Below are 19,459 nucleotides of genomic sequence, written 5' to 3'. Positions count from 1 at the left end.
TCTTTTCCGTTTCACAGGGTGGTGGCTCCGCGCCGTCATCGGCGCCGCGATCCCGTCTTGGCGACGGCGACGCCGGTCGCGACCGGTTCGGGCGGCGACTTGCCGTGCAGCGGGCTGGTCCACAGCTCGTACATGTACTCGCCGCGCGAGAGCGCCTGCGGGCCGACCGTGAACGGACGCCCGGGGCCGCCGGCGCAGAGGTCGTTCTCCGCCCCGAACGCGTTGTCGATCGACTGGTCGCGCAGGAACGCGATGTAGTCGCTGCTCGCCACCTGGTGGTAGAGCGTCGCCTTCGCGCTGAGCGGGCCGGTCGTGCCGGCCGGTACCGTGAAGGTGTACGCCACCCGATCCGTGTTCACGAGCACGCCCGAACCCGGCGACGTCTCCGCGTAGTTCGCCGCGACCGGGCCCGCTTCGAGTCCCTCGGGATCGTCGGGCGCGGTCACGCGGAAACCGAGCGGCGGAATGCGGTTGTCCTTCGCGATGCAGTTGTTGAGCACGAAATGGAACTGCTTCGCGCCTGCGGATTCGACCACGCACGTCTGCGAGGGTGCATCCCAGATTCCCTGCAGCGACTCGTAGACGCGCGCCTGCACGTCTTCGGTCAGCGTCGCGGTCGCGTCGTCGTACGCACCGCTCTCGGCGACGAGCGCGTTGGCGGCGCTGCGCACCTGCAGGTTGAGCCACATGCGGCGTCCCTCGGGATAACCGGTCGGCAACTTGTGCCCGCTCAGGTTGGTCACCGCGACCTCGATCGAGATCGAGCCCGCGGTCGTCGGCGTCGCCGGCGTGTACGCGGTGATCGTCGTCGACACCGTCGCGCTCGACGCGAGCATGTCGCGCGCGGAGGCGATCGTGCGGTCGTAGTCCTCGGGTTGCTGCAGCAGGTTGCCGCCGTACTCGGCCTTGATGATGCCGGGCACCCACGCGTTGGCGCCGGCGAACTCGTGCACCGGCAGGTTGCCGGTGCGCGAACCGGACGGATTCGCCTCGCACGCCTTCGCGAGCGGATCCTGCGACGTGCGCATGTGGCACGCCTGGCACGGCTGCGCGGTCGCCACGGCGGGCGTGCCCGAGGGCGCGTCGCCGAAGCCGTCGCGCAGGATCGCGTCGGCGAACAGGCTGCGGCTCCATTCGGTCGAGGTACGCTCGATCGGGAACGGCCGGCCGCTGTCGGTGCCGTCGGCGCGCACGAGCGTCTTGAGCGGCCCCTGGTCGGTGTCCGGCGTCGTCACGTCGTGGCAGGTCGCGCAGATCGCCGAACCGGTGTGATGCGAGGAATACGCCCAGCCGTGCGGCGCTTCGAGCATGCTGCCCGCGGCGTACTGGTACGGTCCGCGTCGACACGGGCCGAAGAAACCCGGTGTGCTCTCGCAGGTGAGAGCATCGTCGACCCACGCGTTCGCGTTGCCGGTGATGAACGCCTCGCCTTGCGGGCCGCCGGGCATCAGGCGATGGCAGTAGTGGCAATCGACGCCCGAATAGTCGCTGTTGTCGCGATCCTTCGACGCGTAGTTGCCGAGCAGCTTGCAGCCGCTCTCGCCGCCCGTGCCGGTCGTGCCGCCGGAACCGTTCTTGACCACGCGGCCGCCGAGCCATCCGCGCGGCGTGTGGCAGCGCAGGCAGTAATCGCCGACGCCGGCGTTGCCTTCCGACGCGGCGTCGTGGTTCGCGACGTCGAGCGCCGCCCAGAACAGCGGGTCGCGCATCGCATTGGCCATCATCGATCCGCCCCAGGTCGAATGCGGCATGAAGCCGGCGTTGGCCGGATCGAGGCTGCGATGGCAGTCGATGCAGACGCTTACCGCGCCGAGCGTGACGTCGAGCCCGGGTTGCGTGCCGTGCGGCGTGTAGTCGAGCGCGAACGCGGCCGTCGCGGCGAACAACGCCGCGAGGCCGGATGCGACGATACGCAGGCGCGACGCGTCAGGGCGCATCGAAGCCGTTCGCGAAGATGACGTCGCTGGCGACCGGCGCCGGCGCGAAGGTGGCGAGGTCGAACGCGGCAGGGCTGCCCGCCTGCGCGACGCGCAGGTTGCCGGCAGCCGCGACCGGCGCGGAGCTCGCAGTCAACGAGAATGCGTACATCGAGCCCCAGTCGAGCGTCGCGGTCGGCGCGGTCCACGTCACGCGGCCGCCGCTCGTGTCCACGCTCCAGTCGTTCGCCGCGACGAGGTCGCCATCGGAAAAGCGCGTCGCGCTGACGACGACGCCCGCGGGCAACGGCACGCTGAAGCGGTCGAAGCCCTTGTTCGACACCACGCGCAGGTTCGGTTCGGCGCCTTGCGTCACCGCGCGCGCGAAATCGAGGTTCATCACCGCGTAGTCGTAGCGCCAGGTGCCGTCACCGTTGTCGGTGACCTTGACCGCGAGCTTGGCGTGCCCCTCGCCGACCGCGAGTTCGGTGTTCATCGCATTCGCCGCCGGCGCGAGCGGGTCGACCCAGCGGTCGATCGCCGGACCGAGCTTGTAGCCGGACGCGTTGATGCCCCAGAAGCTGCCGCTCCAGTTCTGCGTCGTCGACACCGTGCCCATCGAGTTGTAGATGTTCACGTCCTGGCGCGCGAGGTACCACGACTCGAACAGGTACGAGCTCGACGCCTGGTTGAACTGCGCTTCGCCGACGGTGAGGCGGTAGTCGTAGTCGCCGACGTTCGGGAAGTCCTCGCTGCCGTCGCAGTTGGCGTCGTAGATCGAGCCGCAGCGACCCCACTGGTTCGTCGCCGGGATGATCTCCGAGCGCGGGCCGAGGTCGCTCGGGCTGTCGTTGTTGCCCGTGCCGTAGGTGTCCTCGCAACTGCGGCCGAGCACGTGACCGAACGAGTACGGACAGGTGCTGCCGCTGTTCACGGTGAGGAACGCGTGCTTGACGCCGGAACGGCCAATCTGCTCGATGCTGCCGTCCGCGTTGAGGCGGTACATGTTCCAGATCAGGAATGGGTGCTGGTCGTTGCCGTACGGCGGGAAGCTGCCCGAGAACTTCGTGTACCACGGGATATCCGCCGCCCACGGCACGCTGCTCGTGCCGAGCGCGCCCTGGTTGGGGATCGTCACCTGCAGCGAACCGTCGTTGACGTTGTTCTTCAGCGACGACGAGGGCGTGAACACGACGGTGCCGTGGCCGCTCGGACCGGTGCAGCCGTCGCAGCGGCTGAACTGCGGATCGAAGCCGAGCATGAACAGGTCGGCCTGGTAGGTGCCGCCGCCGGGTGCGGGCGTGCCGGCGAAATTGCAGTTCGTGCCAACCTGGTCGTCGCACGAGCCCGCGGGCGCCGCACCGCCCCCGCGACGCAGCACCTCGCTGTCGAGCTCCATGTCCGCGATCGCCCAGCGCGCAACCATCGGCTGGCCGAGGCGTCGCGCGAGTTCGGGACTGACGCGCACGTCCATCGTGCGGATCCACAACGCGTGGTCGGGCGTGCGGCGGTCGTACATGAGGCGGTCGATGTAGAACCACGCCTTGCCGTCGGCCGAAACGAGATCGAGCACGTAGGGATCGCCGGTGCGCGGTACCAGCCGGAAACCGGACAGATCGATGCGTCCGCCCGGCACGTCGATCGAATAGCCGCCGCGGGCCTGCAGCGAGCCGCCGTCGAAGCCGCGGAAGTGCCCGCTCTCGAGATGGAAGACGAGGGCGCCTTCGCGGCGCATCTCGAAGCGCTGAAAGTGGCGGTTCGGCGCGTCGGCGATGCGCTGCTGCGGCGCGCCGATGCGCAGGCCGATGCGTTCGGCGAGGCCGTAGTTCCAGCGGACGCCAGCGGTACCGCCCCAGATCGACCAGCGGGCGGCCTCGGGCGGCGCGACGTCGGTCACCGGCGCCGGTTGCGCGACGCCGATCGCCGGGACGCCGAGGGCGAACAGGGCGGCGCAGGCGAGATGCTTCATCGAATATCCCCAGGCAACGACGGACGCGCGCCGCCGCCGGTCCAGGCGTGCCGCGGCGCGAAGCCGAAACGCCGAATGTACACGGGCCGGCGGACCAAGACGAGACGATCGTCACATCGCTGCCGGCCCCCCGTGGGCATCCCGCCGCGAGCGCCGCGGCGGGACGCGGACGCTTCAGCTTCCGGGCACGAGCGTGACGAGGTCGATCGACGCCGGCGAGCCGGCTTGCGCGACATGCAGCGTCGCGCTGCCCTCGACCGGCGCCGTCGTCGCGATGAACGAGAACGAGAACAGCGTGCCCCAGTCGAGCGTCGGCAGGCTCGGCACCGGCGGCGTCGACGGACCGCCGAACACCGGCTGGTTGGGATCGTTGCTCCACGTGATCCGCCCGTTCGCGATCGACGCGCGCCACTGCGCTCCCGCGCCCGCGTCGCCGAGATTCGAGCTCGTGCCCTGCAGGCGCGCGCTGGCCTGGATCGGCACGCTGAACGCGTCGAAACCCTTGTTGCTGACCACGCGCAGGTTCGGTTCGGCGCCCTGCGTTTCGGCACGCGCGAAGTCGAAGTTCATGATCGCGTAGTCGTAGCGCCAGCGACCGCCGCCGAGATCGGTGACTTTCGCGGCGAGCTTCGCGTGGCCTTCGGCGGTCTTGAGTTCGGACGTGCGCGCGTTCGCTCCCGGATTGCTCGGGTCGACCCAGCGGTCGATCGCGCCGCCGAGGCGGTAGTTCGAGGCACCGGTCAGCGACCATTGCGAACCGGAGAACTGCGGGTTCACCGACATCGACGCCATCGAGTTGTAGATGTTGATGTCGTCGCGCGCGACGTACCACGACTCGAACAGGAAGGTGACGCCGTCGTTGGCCACGTGCGCGAGCTTCTTCTCGGGCACCTTCATGCGCTGCGTCCAGCTCGTGTTGCCGCTGCTGTTGGACGTGCCGTCGCAGTTGGTGTCGAAGATCGAGCCGCAGCGTCCCCATTGGCCGGTGGCCGGGATGATCTCGCTGCGTGGCCCCATGTCACCCGGGCTGTCGTTGTTGCCGGTGCCGTAGGTGTCGCCGCAGCCGAGGCCGAGCTGGTGGCTGCCGCCGCACTGGCTGATGCAGCCGGAATTGATCGTGAGGAACGCGTGCTTCACGCCGGAGCGGCCGATCTGCGAAATGCCGCCGTTGGCGTCGACGCGATAGAGGTTCCAGATCAGGTACGGATGCTGGTCGTTGTTGTACGGCGCATTGTTGCCGGAGAACTTCGTGTACCAGGCAACGTCCGCGGTGTAGAGCGCCGAGCTCGTGCCGAGCGGATCGCCCGGTACGGTCGCCTGCGCAGTGCCGTCGTTGACGTTGTTGCGCAGCGTCGACGAAGGAGCGAACGCGGCGATGCCCGTGCCGGTCGCGCCGGTGCAGGTCTGGCAACCGACCGGCGAGATCGAGAAGTTCTGCATGAACAAGTCGGCCTGGTACTTCGCGCCGGCGACCCCGGGCACGTCGACGTTCGGCCACGGGTACGCCGAGCACGAGCGCTCGGGCGCGGGATTGCTGCCGACGATGTTGACCTCGGTGTTCATCGCGAAATCGCCGAGTTCCCAGCCGTCGGACTCGGGCGCGTGGAGGCGCTGCGCGAGTTCGCTCGAAATGCGCAGGTCCGCCGCGCGCACCGCGAGCGTGCGATTGCCGTCGGCGAGCTCGAACATGATGCGGTCGGTGAAGAACCAGACCTTGCCGTCGCTCGAGACGAGGTCGAGCACGTTCGGATTCTTCGGGTTCACGCGCAGCGTCGCGTCGCGCAGGTCGATGCGCGTGCCGTCGGCGAGCGCGAGCACGTAGCCGCCGCTCATGCGCAGCGAACCATCGCGGAAGCGCTGCAACGAATCGTTGCGGACGAGGAACTCCAGGCCGCCGGCCTGGCGCAGCGAGAACCACTCGTGGCCGCGGTCGTCGGTCTGGCGCAGCTGGCCTGCACGCGTTTCGACGCGGATGCCGAGATTGGCCATCAGGTCGTAGTTCCAGCGCACGCCCATCGAGCCACCCCAGGCGGACCATGCCTGTTCGGCGGATGCACCCGCACGCGCGGTGCGGTCGGCGATACCGGCGTGCGCCGCAGCGACGCATGCCATCGTGATGCAGACGGAGAGAAGAAGACGCTTCATCGAGCCCCCAAAGCAGTCGATCGGTCGTCCGCGGATGCGGACGGACCAAGCCCCGTACCGTGTCGGCAGCGTCCTGCCGCCGCGCCGCTCCGACCGGATCACCGGACACAGCTTCCGCGGCACAAAGCTCGAATCTAGCACTGCGCCGGCGCGCTGCGTGCCGCAGCGCAGCAACCAAGGGCGGCCGCGTCGATGCGGACGGTTTCAGGGGGTGGTCGCGCTCGCCGACTGCATGAGCTCGGGCGGGGACTTGCCGTAGCGCGCGACCGGCTCGCCGTCGAAGCCGTCGGCGAACACGCGATCGCCGGCCACCGCTCCGCTCCAGAGATCGTACGCGTACTGGCCGCGCGTCTTGTCCTGTGGCCCGACCGCGAACGGGCGCCCCGGCCCGCTCGCGCAGAGCGTGTTCTCCGCCGCGGTCCCGTTCGCGGCGGCCTGGTCGCGCAGGAATTCCATGTAGTCGCGGCTCGACGTCTGGAAGTACAGGCGCGCGGTCACGGTCAGCGGACCGCTGGTTCCCACCGGCACCGTGATCGCGTACGGCGCGGTGTCGTAGTTGACGAGGATGCCCGACCCCGGCGACGTCTCCGGATAGGTCGCACCGACCGGACGCAGGCTGTAGCCGTTCGGATCGCCGCTCGTCGCCGGCTGGAAGCCGAGCGGCGGGATACGGTTGTCCTTCGCGATGCAGTCGTTCAGGACGAAATGGAACATCGCGTTGCCGCCGCCGTCCTCGACGTCGCAGGTGTTCGTGCCGTTGTGGTTGTAGATGCCTTGCAGCACTTCGTAGACGCGTGCCTGCGGATCCTGCGCGAGCGTCGCGCTCGCGCCGTCGTAGGCGGCGCTTTCGAACACGAGCGCGTTCGCGGCGTCGCGCACCTGCAGGTTCAGCCACATGCGGCGCCCCTCGGCGTAGCCACTCGGCAGCTTGTGGCCGCTGAGGTTGGTCACCTTCACCTGCACCGCCATCGATCCGGCGGTCGAACCGCTCGGCGGCGTGTAGTTCTGGATCGTCGTGGTCAGCACCGCGGCAGCGCCGAGCATCTGCCTCGCCCACGCGGTGGTCTGATCGAACGACGCGGCGCGATCGATGCCGCCGTTGGCGACGATGCCGTCGCCGTACTGCCCCTTGATGATGCCGGGCACCCAGGCGTTGCCGCCCGCGAAGGCGTGCACGGGCAGGTTGCCGCTGCGGTTCGGGAAGCCGGTGAACACGCACGCGCTCGCGTTCGGGTCCTCGCTCATCGGCATGTGGCAGTTCTGGCAGGTCTGCTGCGGTGCCTGCGCGTACTGGCTCTGCTGCCACTCGGCGAACGTGCGCTCGATCGGGAACGGCAGGCCGGTGTCGGTGCCGTTGGCGAGCTTGAGCGTCTTCAGCGGCCCGCTCGACGTGTCCGGCGAGCTCACGTTGTGGCAGAGCCCGCAAATCTCGCTCTGCGCGTGGTACGCCGACTGCACCCATGCATGCGGAGGCTGTTCGTCACCATTCGCATAGGTGTACGGGCCGCGTCGGCACGGTTCGAATTCGCCCGTGTTGGCGCAATCGCCGTCGTCGACCCACGCGTTCGCGTTGTCGGTGTAGCCCGGTTCGCCGAGCGGTCCCTGCGGCATGAGCCGGTGGCAGAAATGGCAGCTTGCACCCCCGAAGTCGGAATCGAGATCGTCGGCGGAGTCGTACTGGCCGGCGAGCAGGCAGCCGGCGCTGCCGAGCGTCACGTCGTTGTCGGGGTTGCCGAAGCCGGCCTTGACGACGCGCCCGCCGTACCAGCCGCGCGAGGTGTGGCAACGCAGGCAGTAGTCGCCCGAGCCGGGTGCGTCGTGGTTGGCGATGTCGAGCGCAGCCCAGAACAGCGGATCGCGCGTCGCGTTCGCCATCATCGAACCGGCCCAGGTCGAATACGGGCGGTAGGTGGTCTGCGTGCCGCTGTTGCCGCGATGGCAGGCGGCGCAGTTGTCGGAATAGATGAGGTCGTTGAACAGGCCGGGCTGCGTGCCGTGCGGCGTGAAATCGACGCCACCGCCGAGGTGCGCGAGCCGCTTGGAAACGTCGAGCCAGTCGTGCGCGCCGGCGGCCCGTGCGGCTGGCGCGGCGACGCACGCGAGGACGAACGAAAGCACGATGCACGCGCGCCACGCGAACTGGGAGGCCGTTCCGGTCATGACAGGTACGCTCAATCGAAGCCGTTGCGGAAAATCGTGTCGTCGACCACGCTCGGGCCGAGCAGGTCCAGCGTATAGGCGATGTCCGGTTCGCTCGAGGTCGCGGCACCGACGAGGCCGAGCGTCGCCGACGACGGCGGCGCATCCGACACGAACTCGAAATGGTAGAGGCGCCCCCAGTCGAGCGTGTTGCCGGTCGCGGGCGCGCTCCAGCTGACCGCGCCGCCGGCGCTCGACGCGACCCAGTCGTTGCCGGCGTCGTTGTCGGCATCGTCGAAACGCAACGCGCCCGCCGATGCGCTCGCGGGCAGCGGCACGCTGAAGCGGGCGAAGCCGTGGTTCTCCAGCACCTTCAGGTTCGGCTCGCTCGCGTGCGCCGGATCGACGCGCACGTGCGCGTAGTCGAAGTTCATGACCGCGTACTCGTAGCGCCACTGGCCACCGCCGAGGTCGGTCGCCTTCACCGCGACGCGCGCGCGCCCGAGCGGCGTCGACAGTTCCTGGTTCATCGCGTTCGCAGCCGGCGCGAGCGGATCGACCCAGTGGTTCAGCAGCGGCCCGAGGAAGAAGTCGTGGTCGGCCGCACCCGCACCGACGAGGCTCACCTGCCAGGTCGATCCGTTCTTCGTCGGCAGGATCTCGCGATAGCCCATCGTGTTGTAGATGTTCGCGTCGTCGCGAACGATGTACCAGTACTCGAAGAAGTAGTGAGCGCCGGTCGCGAGCGGCGCGAGCATGTCGCTCTCGTCGACGAGCATGCGGTAGTCGTAGAGGTTCTGCGCGCCGCTGCCGCCGTCCATGACGCCGTCGCAGTTCGCGTCCCATACCGAGCCGCAGCGGCCCCAGATCGCGCTCGACGGGATCACCTCGCTGCGCGGCGCGAGGTTCTGCTGCTGCGACCCTCCGCTGCTGCTGTTGTCGTTGTTGCTGAGCGAGTACGTGTCCTCGCAAGTCGGGTAGATCACGTGGCCCTCGGCGCAACCGCACTCGCCGTTCACGTGCGCCCAGTTGATCGTCAGGAACGCGTGTTTCACCGCGGACACGCCGATCTGCTTGACGCGGCCGTCAGCGTCGACGCGATAGAGGTTCCAGATGAGATACGGGTGCTGGTCGTTGCCGTACGGCGGCGACGGGCTCGTGAACTTCTGGTACCACGCGACGCCGGTGTCGCCGATGTTGCGCAGGCTCGAATCCTGGTCGATCACGACCTTGCCGTTGGTGCTGCTGCTCGTGCATGCGCCGCCGTTCGGAACCGGCGGCAATCCGCAGCGACGCACGTAGACGGAATCGTCGTGGCCGGTCCAGCCGCTCGCGGCGTCGTCGTAGATCAACGCGATGTCGGTGACCAGGCCCTGGCCCGAGAACGGCGCGCTGCAGACGCCACCGTCCGGCGGCGGCTGCGATTCGTCGCGACCGATCTGCGCCTGCGCGCGGAATTCGAGGCTGCCGACCGGATAACCGGCGAGTTCCGGGCGGCCGAGCGCGGCGGCGAACGCGGGCGCGAGGCGCAGGTTCATGTTGTACATCGAGAACGTGCCCGGCCCCTGCTCGTCGAAGCCGTAGTGCGCATGGTCGGCGGTGAACCACGGGCGACCTTCGGCGTCGACGACCGCGATGCCGAGCCGCGCGGCGGGATCGGCGCGCAACGCGAATCCGCGCAGGTCGATCGCGCCGCCGGGATGGGCGAGCACGAAGCCCCCGGCGAAACGCAGCTCGCCACCGCCAATCGCGACGATGCCCGGCCCGCGATGGATCACTTCGAGCGCGCCCGCGTCGAGCGCGGGAAACGTCGTGGTGTCGTAGCGCTTGCCGGGTACGCCGACCGAGCGCGCGCTCGTCGCCGTCGCCGCGGTGATGCGCAGGTCGAGCGAGGCGAGCGCGTCCGGATTGAACCCGAACGAGGCCTGGCCGCCCCAGGCCAGCCACGCGCCTTCGGGCGCGCTCGCCGACGGCCGCGGCGGCGACGCGGCGAACGCCGCCGGCGCGGCGACAGCGAGCAGCAGGCCCAATCCCAGCGTACGCACAGTATCCATGCCATATCCCCATGGCGGCACCCAGCCTCGAAGGCTAGCACAGCGTGCGTACGCGACTGTGCCGCCGCTCACGCGAACGCGCCTCGAGCACGGGCACTCGACGGCGTTCAACGCGCGGGGACGACCGCGTCGGCACGATAGTGCGTCGCGTCGCCGGCAGCCTCGATCGCGACCGTCGCGGTCGCCGGCGCGCTGCGCGTCACGAATTCGAAGTGGTACAGCGTGCCCCAGTCGAGCGTGTTGCGCGCGGGCGGCGCCATCCAGGTGACGGCGCGATCGGCGACACGCACGGCCCAGTCGTCGCTGCCGTCCGCGTCGGTGTCGTCGAAGCGCGTCGACTCGATCGTCGCGCCGTCGGGCAACGGCACGCTGAACGCGGAGAAGCCATGACTGTCGAGCAGCTTCAGGTCCGGTTCGCGCGCGTGCTGCGGGTCGAAACGCACGAATGCGTAGTCGACGTTCATGACCGCGTACTCGTAACGCCAGCGCCCTTCGCCGATGTCGGTCGCGACCGCGGCGACGCGCGCTCGGCCGTGCGGGGTGCGCAGCTCGCGGTTCGTGCGCGTCGCGTTCTCGTGCGCGGGATCGACCCAGCGGTTCAACGCGGGCCCGAGGAAGAAGTCGTGGTCGGGGGCATCGGCCGCGACGAGTTCGACCTGCCACGCGGGTCCGGTCTTGCGCGGGCGGATCTCGCGATAGCCCATCGTGTCGTAGACGTCGGCATCGTCGCGCACGACGTACCAGTATTCGAAGAAATAGCGCGCACCCGACGCGAGCGGCGGCAGCAGGTCGCTCTCGTCGACGAGCATGCGATAGCGGTAGAGATCCTGCGCGCCGCTGCCGGCGTCCATGCGTCCGTCGCAGTCGCGATCCCACACCGAGCCGCAGCGCGCCCACTTGCCGGTGAACGGCACGATCTCCGAACGCGGCGCGAGGTTCTGCTCGCCGTTGCCGCTGCCGTTGTCGTTGCTGCTGGCCGAATAGATGTCCTCGCAGCCGGGCCAGAACACGTTGCCGCCTTCGCAGCGGCAGCGCTCGTTGATCGAGAAGAACGCGTGCTTGGCGGCGGACACGCCGATCTGGCGGATGCGCCCGTCGCGATCGACGCGGTAGAGATTCCACACGAGGAACGGATGCTGGTCGTTGCCGTAAGGCGGATGCTCGCCGCTGAAATGCGCGTACCAGGCGACCGCGGTTTCGCCGACGTTGCGCAGGCTCGCGTCCGCACCCAGCACGACCTTGCCGCGCGTGCTGTCGGCGGTGCATGCGCCGCCGTCGGGCAGCGGCGGCAGGCCGCAGCGCGGCACGTAGATCGAGTCCCAGAAGCCGCTTAGGTTGGAGTAGCTGAGGCGGATGTTCGTGAGCCGCCCCGGCGCAGGCCAGGGTGCGTCGCAGCGGCCACCCGCGATCGCCTTCGTGTCCGCCGCGTCGAGCACGGCGCGGAACGCGAGCGTGCCGATCACGCGACCGGCGAGCTGCGGCCGGCCGAGCGCGGTGGCGAACGCCGGCGCGATGCGCAGGTCCATCTGCCGCACCGACAGCTCCGCCGGCACATGCGTCGTCACGTCGTAGTGCGCGTGGTCGGCGACGAGCCACACGACGCCGGCCGCATCGGCGAGCGCGACGTCCGTCCCGCCCTGCGCACGCGCGCCGATCGTGAAGCCGCGCAGGTCGGCGCGCGCGCGGCCGCCGGCGAGCACGATGCCGCCCGCATAGCGGAGTGCACCCGCGCCGAAGCCCGCGACGATGCCGTCGCTCACGCGCAGCTCGAGGCGGCCGTCGGCGGCGGCGTCGAAGCTCGCCGTCTCGTGCGCGACACCCGCCTTTCCCGGCACGTGCCGACGTGCACGCTCGACCGCTTCGATGCGCACGCCGATCGCCGCGAGCGCGTCCGGATTCAGTGCGAGATCCGCACTGCCCGCCGACAGGTGCGCGTCCGCGTGAGCCGCTGCGCGCGCGGGCGCAGCGGCGATCGCGCAGCACGCGCCGACGAGGGCGAGCAACCATCCCGATCTCATGCCGGTCGACCTCCTTGCGCCCGGCGACGAGCGCGGGATTCGCGCGCATGGTGCCACGCCGGCGCATGCGACGGATCGCCGCGCGCGATGGCTGGCGGTCGCGCCGGCATGCGAGGATTGACGGGTCATGTCCGATCTCGCCGCCCGCCTCGACCGTATCGCCGAACTCATCGCCGGCGGCCGCCCCGATCTCGCCGCCGCCGAAGCGGCGGCGTTGCGCGCGCACGAACCGCGCGATGCGGAAGCAGCGCGCCTGCACGGCATCGCGCTGTTCCAGCTCGGCCGCGGCGCCGAGGCCATCGCCACGCTCGAATCCGCGCGCGTGCTCGCGCCGCATTCGGTCGACGTGCTGTGCAACCTCGCCAGCGTGCGGCTCGCCGGCGGCGACGCGGCGACGGCGCTCGCGGCGCTCGAGGCTGCATTGCTGCTCGCGCCCGCGCACCCGGCCGTGCTCAACGGCCTCGGCAATGCACGCCGCGCGATCGGCGACATCGTCGGCGCGCGCGATGCGTACGCGGCCGCGACGCAGGCGCAACCGGGCCACGTCGGCGCCTGGTGCAATCTCGCCCCGGCGGAACTGGCGCTCGGTGACCACGCAGCCGGCGAAGGCGCCGCACGCGAGGCGCTCGCGCTCGCGCCGGGACATCCCGAAGCACTGTTCGTGCTCGGCCATGCGCTCGCCGCCGAACGACGCCACGGCGAGGCCGAAGCCGCATACGCCGCCGGCGAACGTTCGGCGCCGCGCGACGCGCGCTTCCCCTACCAGCGCGGCCTCATGCTCGAGGAACAGAAGCAGTTCGCGCGCGCGGCCGACGCGCACGCACGCGCGCTCGCACTCGATCCCGACCTCGACGCCGCGCTCGGCCAGCTCGCGTTCCTGCGCCGCCAGTTGTGCGACTGGCGCGGACTCGACGCGCTCTCGACGCGCCTGCGTGCACGCGCCGCAGCGGGCGCGCCAGGCCTCGCGCCGTTCGGCTTCCTCGCCGAACCGGCGTCGCCGGCCGAGCAGTTGCGCTGCGCTCGCACGCACGCGACGGCGATCGACGGGCGCGTCGCCGCGCTGCGCGCGCGCCACGCGTGGCAGCACGCCGCCGGCGATCCGGGCGCGCCGTTGCGCGTCGGTTTCGTCGCCAACGGTTTCGCCCATCATCCGACCGCGCTGCTCGTCGTCGCGTTCATCGAAGCGTTGCGCGAGGAAGCGGTCGGGATCCACCTGTTCTCGACCGCGCCCGCGGACGGCAGCACGCTGCAACGGCGCCTGCAGGCGGCCGCGCATGCCTGGCACGACGTCCACGAAGCGAGCGCGAACGGACTCGCCGACGCGATCCGCACCGAACGCCTCGACGTGCTGCTCGACCTCGACGGCTACTGCGCCGGCGCGATGCCGGAAGCGCTCGCGCTGCGTCCGGCGCCATTGCAGGTCAACTGGCTCGCCTACCCGGGCACCCTCGGCGCGCCATGGATCGACTACGTGGTCGCCGATCGCATCGTGCTGCCCGAATCGCTGCACGCGCAGTTTTCCGAGCACGTCGCATGGCTGCCGCGTTGCTTCCAGCCGTCCGACACGACGCGCGTGGTCGGCACGCCGCCGTCGCGCGAACAGTGCGGCTTGCCGCCCGGGGGTGCCGTCTACGCCTGCCTCAACAACAGCTGGAAACTCGATCCGGCGACGTTCGAACGCATGCTCGCGGTGCTGCGCGCGGTGCCCGATGCCGTGCTCTGGCTGCTGTCGGCCGTCGACGGCGCCGACGACCGCCTGCGGGCCGAGGCGGCGCGGCGCGGCGTCGACGCGCAACGCCTCGTGTTCGCGCCCAAGCTCGACCACGCCGCCTACCTCGCGCGCTACCGCCACGCCGACCTGTTCCTCGACACCGCCCCGTACGGCGCGCACACGACCGCGTCCGACGCGATCTGGGCCGGCTGCCCGGTGCTCACCGTCGCCGGACCGACGTTCGCCTCGCGCGTGGCGGCGAGCCTCAACCACCACCTCGGGATGCCGCAGCTGAACGCGCCCGACGATGCCGCGTTCGTCGCGACCGCGGTGCGACTCGGCCGGGACGCCGATGCACGCCGCGCGCTGCGCGACGCCGTCGCCGCGGCGCGCGGTGCCAGCGGCCTGTTCGACATGCGTGCCTATGCACGCGACTTCGCCACGCTGCTCGCGCGCATGGTCGCGCGTCGTCGCGCCGGGCTCGCCCCCGCGGCTTTGCACTGAACGCGCGACGCGCTACGCTGGCCGCATGACTGCACAAGCCGATTTCGTAGCGCTCGACCTCTGCGTGTTGACCGTGTCGGACACGCGCACGCCCGACAACGATTCGTCCGGCGACTACCTCGCGCTGTCGCTCGGCCAGGCCGGCCATCGCCTGCGCGAAAAGCGCATCGTGCACGACGACCGCTACCTGATCCGCGCGGTCGTCGCGCAGTGGATCGCCGACGCCGACGTGCACGGCGTGCTCGTCACCGGCGGCACCGGCTTCACCGGCCGCGATTCGACGCCGGAGGCGATCCGGCCGTTGCTCGACAAGGAGATGCCGGGCTTCGGCGAGATGTTCCGCATGCTCAGCTACGACGAGATCGGCACGTCGACGATGCAATCGCGCGCGTTCGCGGGGCTTTCCAACGACACGTTCGTGTTCTGCCTGCCCGGTTCGACGTCGGCATGCCGCACGGCGTGGGAGAAGCTCATCCGCGCACAGCTCGACGCGACCACGCGCCCGTGCAACCTCGCCGGCCTGCTGCCGCGCCTGCGCGAGCGCTGAGCGCAGGAACCGTCTCCCGTTTCGCGACATCCGCGCCGAGCGGCGCCCGCAGCGGAGCAATGCCATGAAGGAACTGAAGCGGAAGCAATACGAACGCGCGCTCGAGGACCTGTACGAGGATCTGGTCAACCTGCAGCGCTGGATCATCGCGGGCGGCAAGCGCGTCGCGCTCGTGTTCGAGGGGCGCGACGCCGCCGGCAAGGGCGGCGTGATCAAGGCGATCAGCGAACCGCTCAACTCGCGCTACACGCGCATCGTCGCGCTGCCCAAGCCGAGCGAGCGCGAATCCTCGCAGTGGTATTTCCAGCGCTACGTCGAGCACCTGCCCGCCGCGGGCGAGCTCGTGCTGTTCGACCGCAGCTGGTACAACCGCGCCGGCGTCGAGCACGTGATGGGCTTTTGCACCCAGGCCCAATACCGCCGCTTCCTCGAGGATTGCCCCGCGTTCGAGAAGCTCGTCACCGACGACGGGCTGATCCTGCTCAAGTACTGGCTCGCGGTCGACCAGGAATACCAGGAGCAGCGGTTCGCCGAACGCGCGACCGATCCGCTCAAGCGCTTCAAGATCTCGCCGATCGACCTCGAGGCGCGTGCGCAGTACGCCGCCTACGGCAAGGCGCGCGACGCGATGCTCGCGGCGACGAACACGAAATGGGCACCGTGGTTCGTCGCCGACTTCAACGACCAGCGCCGCGGCCGCCTCGACCTGATCGGCCACTTGCTCGCGCGATTGCCCGAACGCTGTGTGCCGGACAAACCGCTCAAATTGCCGAAGCTCAAGCGCAAGCCGGCGCGCGAACACCTCGCCGACGCGCGGCTGTGGATAAGGAAATCCGAAGCGGAAGCGTGAGCGCGAAGGGCACGAAGAAGAAATGAAAAAGGAGCGCATGTCATGCGCTCCTTTTCATTCTGCTCCGAGATCTTCTTCGCGTCCTTCGCGTCCTGGCGTTTCCGGCCTCGAAGGCTCGGCGAGAACGCGCCGTTACGGACGACGTTCGAGTTCCGGGTTCTCGCGCGTGACCGGCATGAGGTCGGTCTTCGACACGCCGAGCCAGTAGAGGATCGGGTTGGCGAAGAAGATCGACGACAGCGTGCCGATCACGATGCCGACGAGCATGGTCAGGCCGAAGCCGTGCACGGCCGGGCCGCCGACGAAATACAGCGCGAACATCGACAGCGACGTCGTCAGCGAGGTCATGATCGTACGCGACAACGTCTGGTTGATCGCCTTGTTGAGGATCTCGTACGGCTCCGCCTTGCGGGTCAGGCGGAACAGCTCGCGCACGCGGTCGAACACGACGACCTTGTCGTTGATCGAGTAGCCGATCACCGCGAGCAGCGCGGCGAGCACGGTCAGGTCGAACTCGAGCTGGGTCAGCGAGAAGAAGCCGAGGGTGAGGATCGTGTCGTGGACTTCACTGGCGATCGCCGCGATCGCGAAGCGCTTCTCGAAGCGGATGCCGATGTAGATCATGATGCCGATCATCACGAACACCGCGGCGACGATGCCGTCGTTGCGCAGCTCGGCACCGACCGACGAACCGACGAGGTCGGGATGGCGCTTGAGCGAAACGTCGGCGCGCTGCTTCTTGATCGCGTCGATGACGTCGCGGCCGACCTTCTCCGCGTCCTTCTGCTCCGCGGTCGGCTGCAGGCGGATCGATACCTCGCGCGTGCCGCCCACGCTCTGCACCTGCGCGTTGGGGAAGCCGCCCTTTTCGAGCGCTGCGCGCACCTGGTCGGTCTGCACCGGCTCCTCGAACTTCGCTTCGACCAGCACGCCGCCGGTGAAATCGAGCGCGTAGTTGAGGCCGCGCGTCGCGAGCAGGCCGAGCGAAGCGAGCATCAGCAGCGCCGAGATGACGATGCTGACCTTGCGTCCGCCGAGGAAGTCGATCTTGCTGTTGGGATTGAACAGTTCCATGGATGTCGTCCGTCAGGCCGTCGTGCCGCGGGTGTAGCCGCTGCCGATCGACAGCCCCTTGAGCTTCTTCTTGCCACCGTGGATGAGGTTGGTGACCGCGTGCGTGACGGTGACCGACGTGAACATCGAGGTGAGGATGCCGATGAACAGCGTGACGCCGAAGCCGCGGATCGCGCCCGAACCGAGCGTCATCAGCGCGAGTGCCGCGAGCAGATGGGTCACGTTGGCGTCGAGGATCGTCGCCCATGCCTTGTCGTAGCCGGCGCGGATCGAGGCGAGCGGCGTCGAGCCGTTGCGCAGCTCCTCGCGCACGCGCTCGCAGATCAGCACGTTCGCGTCGATCGCCATGCCGAGCGTGAGCACGATGCCGGCGATGCCGGGCATCGTCAGCGTCACGCCGATCGCGCTCATGATCGCGAGCAGCAGCACGAGGTTGAAGAACAGCGCGAGGTCGGCGATGAGGCCGAACAGCCAGTAGTAGAACGCCATGAACACGAGCACCGCGGCGAGGCCGAGCAGCACGGCCTTGATGCCCTTCTCGATGTTCTCCTTGCCGAGGCTGGGGCCGATCACGCGTTCTTCGACGATGTCGGTCGGCGCGGCGAGCGAACCCGAGCGCAGCAGCAGCGCGAGGTCGGACGCTTCCTTGTTGCTGCCGAGGCCGGTGGTCTGGAAGCGGGTCGAGAACACGCCGTTGATGCGCGCGCTGTTGATGACCTCTTCGGTCACCTTCGTGCTGCGCACTTCCTTGCCGTCGACGACCTTCGTTTCCGGCGTGCGCTCGACGTACAGCACCGCCATCGGCTTGCCGACGTTCTGCGTGGTGAAGTCGAGCATCTTGCGGCCGCCGTTCGCATTGAGCACGACGGACACCGCGGGCGTACCCGACTGCGGATCGGGCTGGCTCGACGCGTCGACCATCTCGTCGCCGCTGACGATGATCTTCTTCTTGAGCAGGACGGGCACCTTGCTGCCGTCGGCGGCGCGCTGGCGCATGTAGTAGATCTTGTCGTCCGGCGGCACGACGCCGCTGCGCATCGCCTCGTAGGCGTCGCCCTCGGTATCGACCGCGTGGTATTCGAGCGTCGCCTGCGCGCCGAGCACCTTCTTCGCCTCGGCGGTGTCCTGCACGCCCGGCAGCTCCACCGCGATGCGCGTTTCGCCCTGCTGCTGGATCAGCGGCTCGGCCACGCCCAGCGCGTTGATTCGGTTGCTCAGCGTGGCCTGGTTCTGGCGGATCGTGTTGAGCGCGATCTCGCGGATCTTGTCCGGCTTCACGCCGGCGTTGAGCGTGTACGAATCGCCGACCTGGTTGCCGTTGGAGACGACGACGTCGGGCACCTTCGACTGGATCGTCGACAGCGCGGCATCGCGGTCCTCGACACTGCGCAGTTGCACGACCACGCCCTGCGGGCCTCGGCCGACCGACTGGTAACGGATGTTCTTGTCGCGCAGCGCGGAGCGGATGTCGTCGGAGTAGCGCTGCAGCTGCTTCTCGATCACGTCCTTGTCGTCGACTTCCATGAGGAAGTGCACGCCACCCTGCAGGTCGAGGCCCTTCGGCATCTCGCGCGCGCCGATCGCGCGCATCCAGGACGGCACGGTCGAGGCGAGGTTCGGCGCGACGACGTACTGGTCGCCCAGGTCCGTCTTGATCGCCTCGAGCGCCTTGCCCTGGTCGTCGTTCGCACCGACCGGCAGGCGGACCATGAGCTGGTCCTTGTTGAGGTCGATGCGCTCGAACGGGATCTTGGCCTTCTCGAGCGTGCCCTGCACCTTCTCCTTGAGGGCGAGGTCGATGGCCGCGCCGCGGTTCGGGTTGACCTGCACGGCCGGCTGCTGCACGTACAGGTTCGGCACGCCGTACAGCACGCCGAGCACCAGCACCACGACAACGATCGCGTACTTCCAGCGGGGGAAATCGTTCATAGGCTCTTCATTGACAGTGCGACCGTCGATGGCCGCTTGTTTTGATTCCTGCGGTCGGGACGACCGCGGGAATTAGCTCGATTTCAGCGTGCCTTTCGGCAGCACCGCGGACACCGCGTCGCGGCGCAGCTTGACGGTGACGCCCGGTGCGACTTCGAGCGTGATCACCTGTTCGCCGAGTTCGTCGATGCGACCGAGCAGGCCGCCGTTGGTCAGCACCTCGTCGCCCTTGCTCAGCGCCGAGATCATCGCGCGCTGCTCCTTGGCGCGCTTCATCTGCGGCCGGATCAGCATGAAGTAGAAGACGCCGAACAGGATGATCAGGGGCAGGAACGACATGATCGGGTTCGGCGCGGCGGCCGCCCCGCCCGTCGCCGCCTGGGCGTGTGCGCTGGCGATGAAGAAATCCATGGATGCTCCGGAAACAAGCTGGGTTCGGAATCCGGCGCGACGCCTCCGCGGGGAGACTTTGCGCCAAAAGGCCGCCGATTATGCCACGGCACCGGGCGATTCGCGCATTGCGCTGCAAAATCAACGGGATCCACGGCCCGGGCGGCGGTCGGTGTGCGCGAAGCAGGCGAACCATGCTGGGCGGACCCACAC

At 69.3% G+C, this 19,459-nt stretch carries 12 protein-coding genes; 3 read left to right on the top strand and 9 right to left on the bottom strand.

What is annotated here, in order from left to right; all coding sequences use genetic code 11:
* Positions 1–35: 35 nt before the first annotated feature.
* From FHW12_RS18145 to FHW12_RS18120, 6 genes are all read right to left on the bottom strand, one after another.
* The gene (locus FHW12_RS18145; protein WP_182532453.1) at positions 36–1,937 is read right to left on the bottom strand and encodes a hypothetical protein; all 1,902 of its coding nucleotides are present in this window, start codon (positions 1,935–1,937) and stop codon (positions 36–38) included.
* The gene (locus FHW12_RS18140; protein ID WP_182532452.1) at positions 1,927–3,885 is read right to left on the bottom strand and encodes a hypothetical protein; all 1,959 of its coding nucleotides are present in this window, start codon (positions 3,883–3,885) and stop codon (positions 1,927–1,929) included. The genes FHW12_RS18145 and FHW12_RS18140 overlap by 11 nt, the downstream gene beginning before the upstream one ends.
* Positions 3,886–4,059: 174 nt before the next feature.
* Complete coding sequence (locus tag FHW12_RS18135; protein ID WP_182532451.1) at positions 4,060–6,030, bottom strand: hypothetical protein; 1,971 nt, start codon at positions 6,028–6,030, stop codon at positions 4,060–4,062.
* A gap of 204 nt (positions 6,031–6,234) precedes the next feature.
* Positions 6,235–8,190 (bottom strand): hypothetical protein, encoded by a 1,956-nt coding sequence (locus FHW12_RS18130; RefSeq protein ID WP_182532450.1) that lies wholly within the window; start codon positions 8,188–8,190, stop codon positions 6,235–6,237.
* 11 nt (positions 8,191–8,201) lie between these two features.
* Positions 8,202–10,223 (bottom strand): hypothetical protein, encoded by a 2,022-nt coding sequence (locus tag FHW12_RS18125; RefSeq protein WP_182532449.1) that lies wholly within the window; start codon positions 10,221–10,223, stop codon positions 8,202–8,204.
* A gap of 107 nt (positions 10,224–10,330) precedes the next feature.
* Positions 10,331–12,241, bottom strand: a complete 1,911-nt coding sequence (locus FHW12_RS18120; protein ID WP_182532448.1) for a hypothetical protein — start codon at positions 12,239–12,241, stop codon at positions 10,331–10,333.
* Between the two features lie 127 nt (positions 12,242–12,368).
* Between FHW12_RS18120 and FHW12_RS18115 the strand changes: the two genes are divergently transcribed.
* From FHW12_RS18115 to ppk2, 3 genes are all read left to right on the top strand, one after another.
* Positions 12,369–14,456, top strand: a complete 2,088-nt coding sequence (locus tag FHW12_RS18115) for a tetratricopeptide repeat protein (RefSeq protein WP_182532447.1) — start codon at positions 12,369–12,371, stop codon at positions 14,454–14,456.
* Positions 14,457–14,481: 25 nt separating this feature from the next.
* Entirely contained in the window at positions 14,482–15,003 is a 522-nt protein-coding gene (gene moaB, locus FHW12_RS18110) for a molybdenum cofactor biosynthesis protein B (RefSeq protein ID WP_182532446.1), read from the top strand.
* A gap of 64 nt (positions 15,004–15,067) precedes the next feature.
* Positions 15,068–15,853, top strand: coding sequence for a polyphosphate kinase 2 (gene ppk2 / locus FHW12_RS18105; RefSeq protein WP_182532445.1), 786 nt, complete (start codon positions 15,068–15,070; stop codon positions 15,851–15,853).
* Between the two features lie 132 nt (positions 15,854–15,985).
* Here the strand turns inward: ppk2 and secF are convergent, their stop codons facing one another.
* The 3 genes from secF to yajC all read right to left on the bottom strand — a co-directional run bounded on the left by secF (position 15,986) and on the right by yajC (position 19,267).
* Entirely contained in the window at positions 15,986–16,927 is a 942-nt protein-coding gene (secF, locus tag FHW12_RS18100) for a protein translocase subunit SecF (RefSeq protein ID WP_182532444.1), read from the bottom strand.
* Between the two features lie 12 nt (positions 16,928–16,939).
* Positions 16,940–18,856: a protein translocase subunit SecD gene (secD, locus tag FHW12_RS18095; RefSeq protein ID WP_182532443.1), complete on the bottom strand. Its 1,917-nt coding sequence runs from the start codon at positions 18,854–18,856 to the stop codon at positions 16,940–16,942.
* Positions 18,857–18,928: 72 nt separating this feature from the next.
* Positions 18,929–19,267, bottom strand: a complete 339-nt coding sequence (gene yajC, locus FHW12_RS18090; protein WP_182532442.1) for a preprotein translocase subunit YajC — start codon at positions 19,265–19,267, stop codon at positions 18,929–18,931.
* Between the last annotated feature and the right edge of the window lie 192 nt (positions 19,268–19,459).

This window comes from Dokdonella fugitiva, assembly GCF_014138265.1.
GTDB classification, from domain to species: domain Bacteria; phylum Pseudomonadota; class Gammaproteobacteria; order Xanthomonadales; family Rhodanobacteraceae; genus Dokdonella_A; species Dokdonella_A fugitiva_A.
This window is presented reverse-complemented; position numbering and strand designations above follow the sequence as displayed.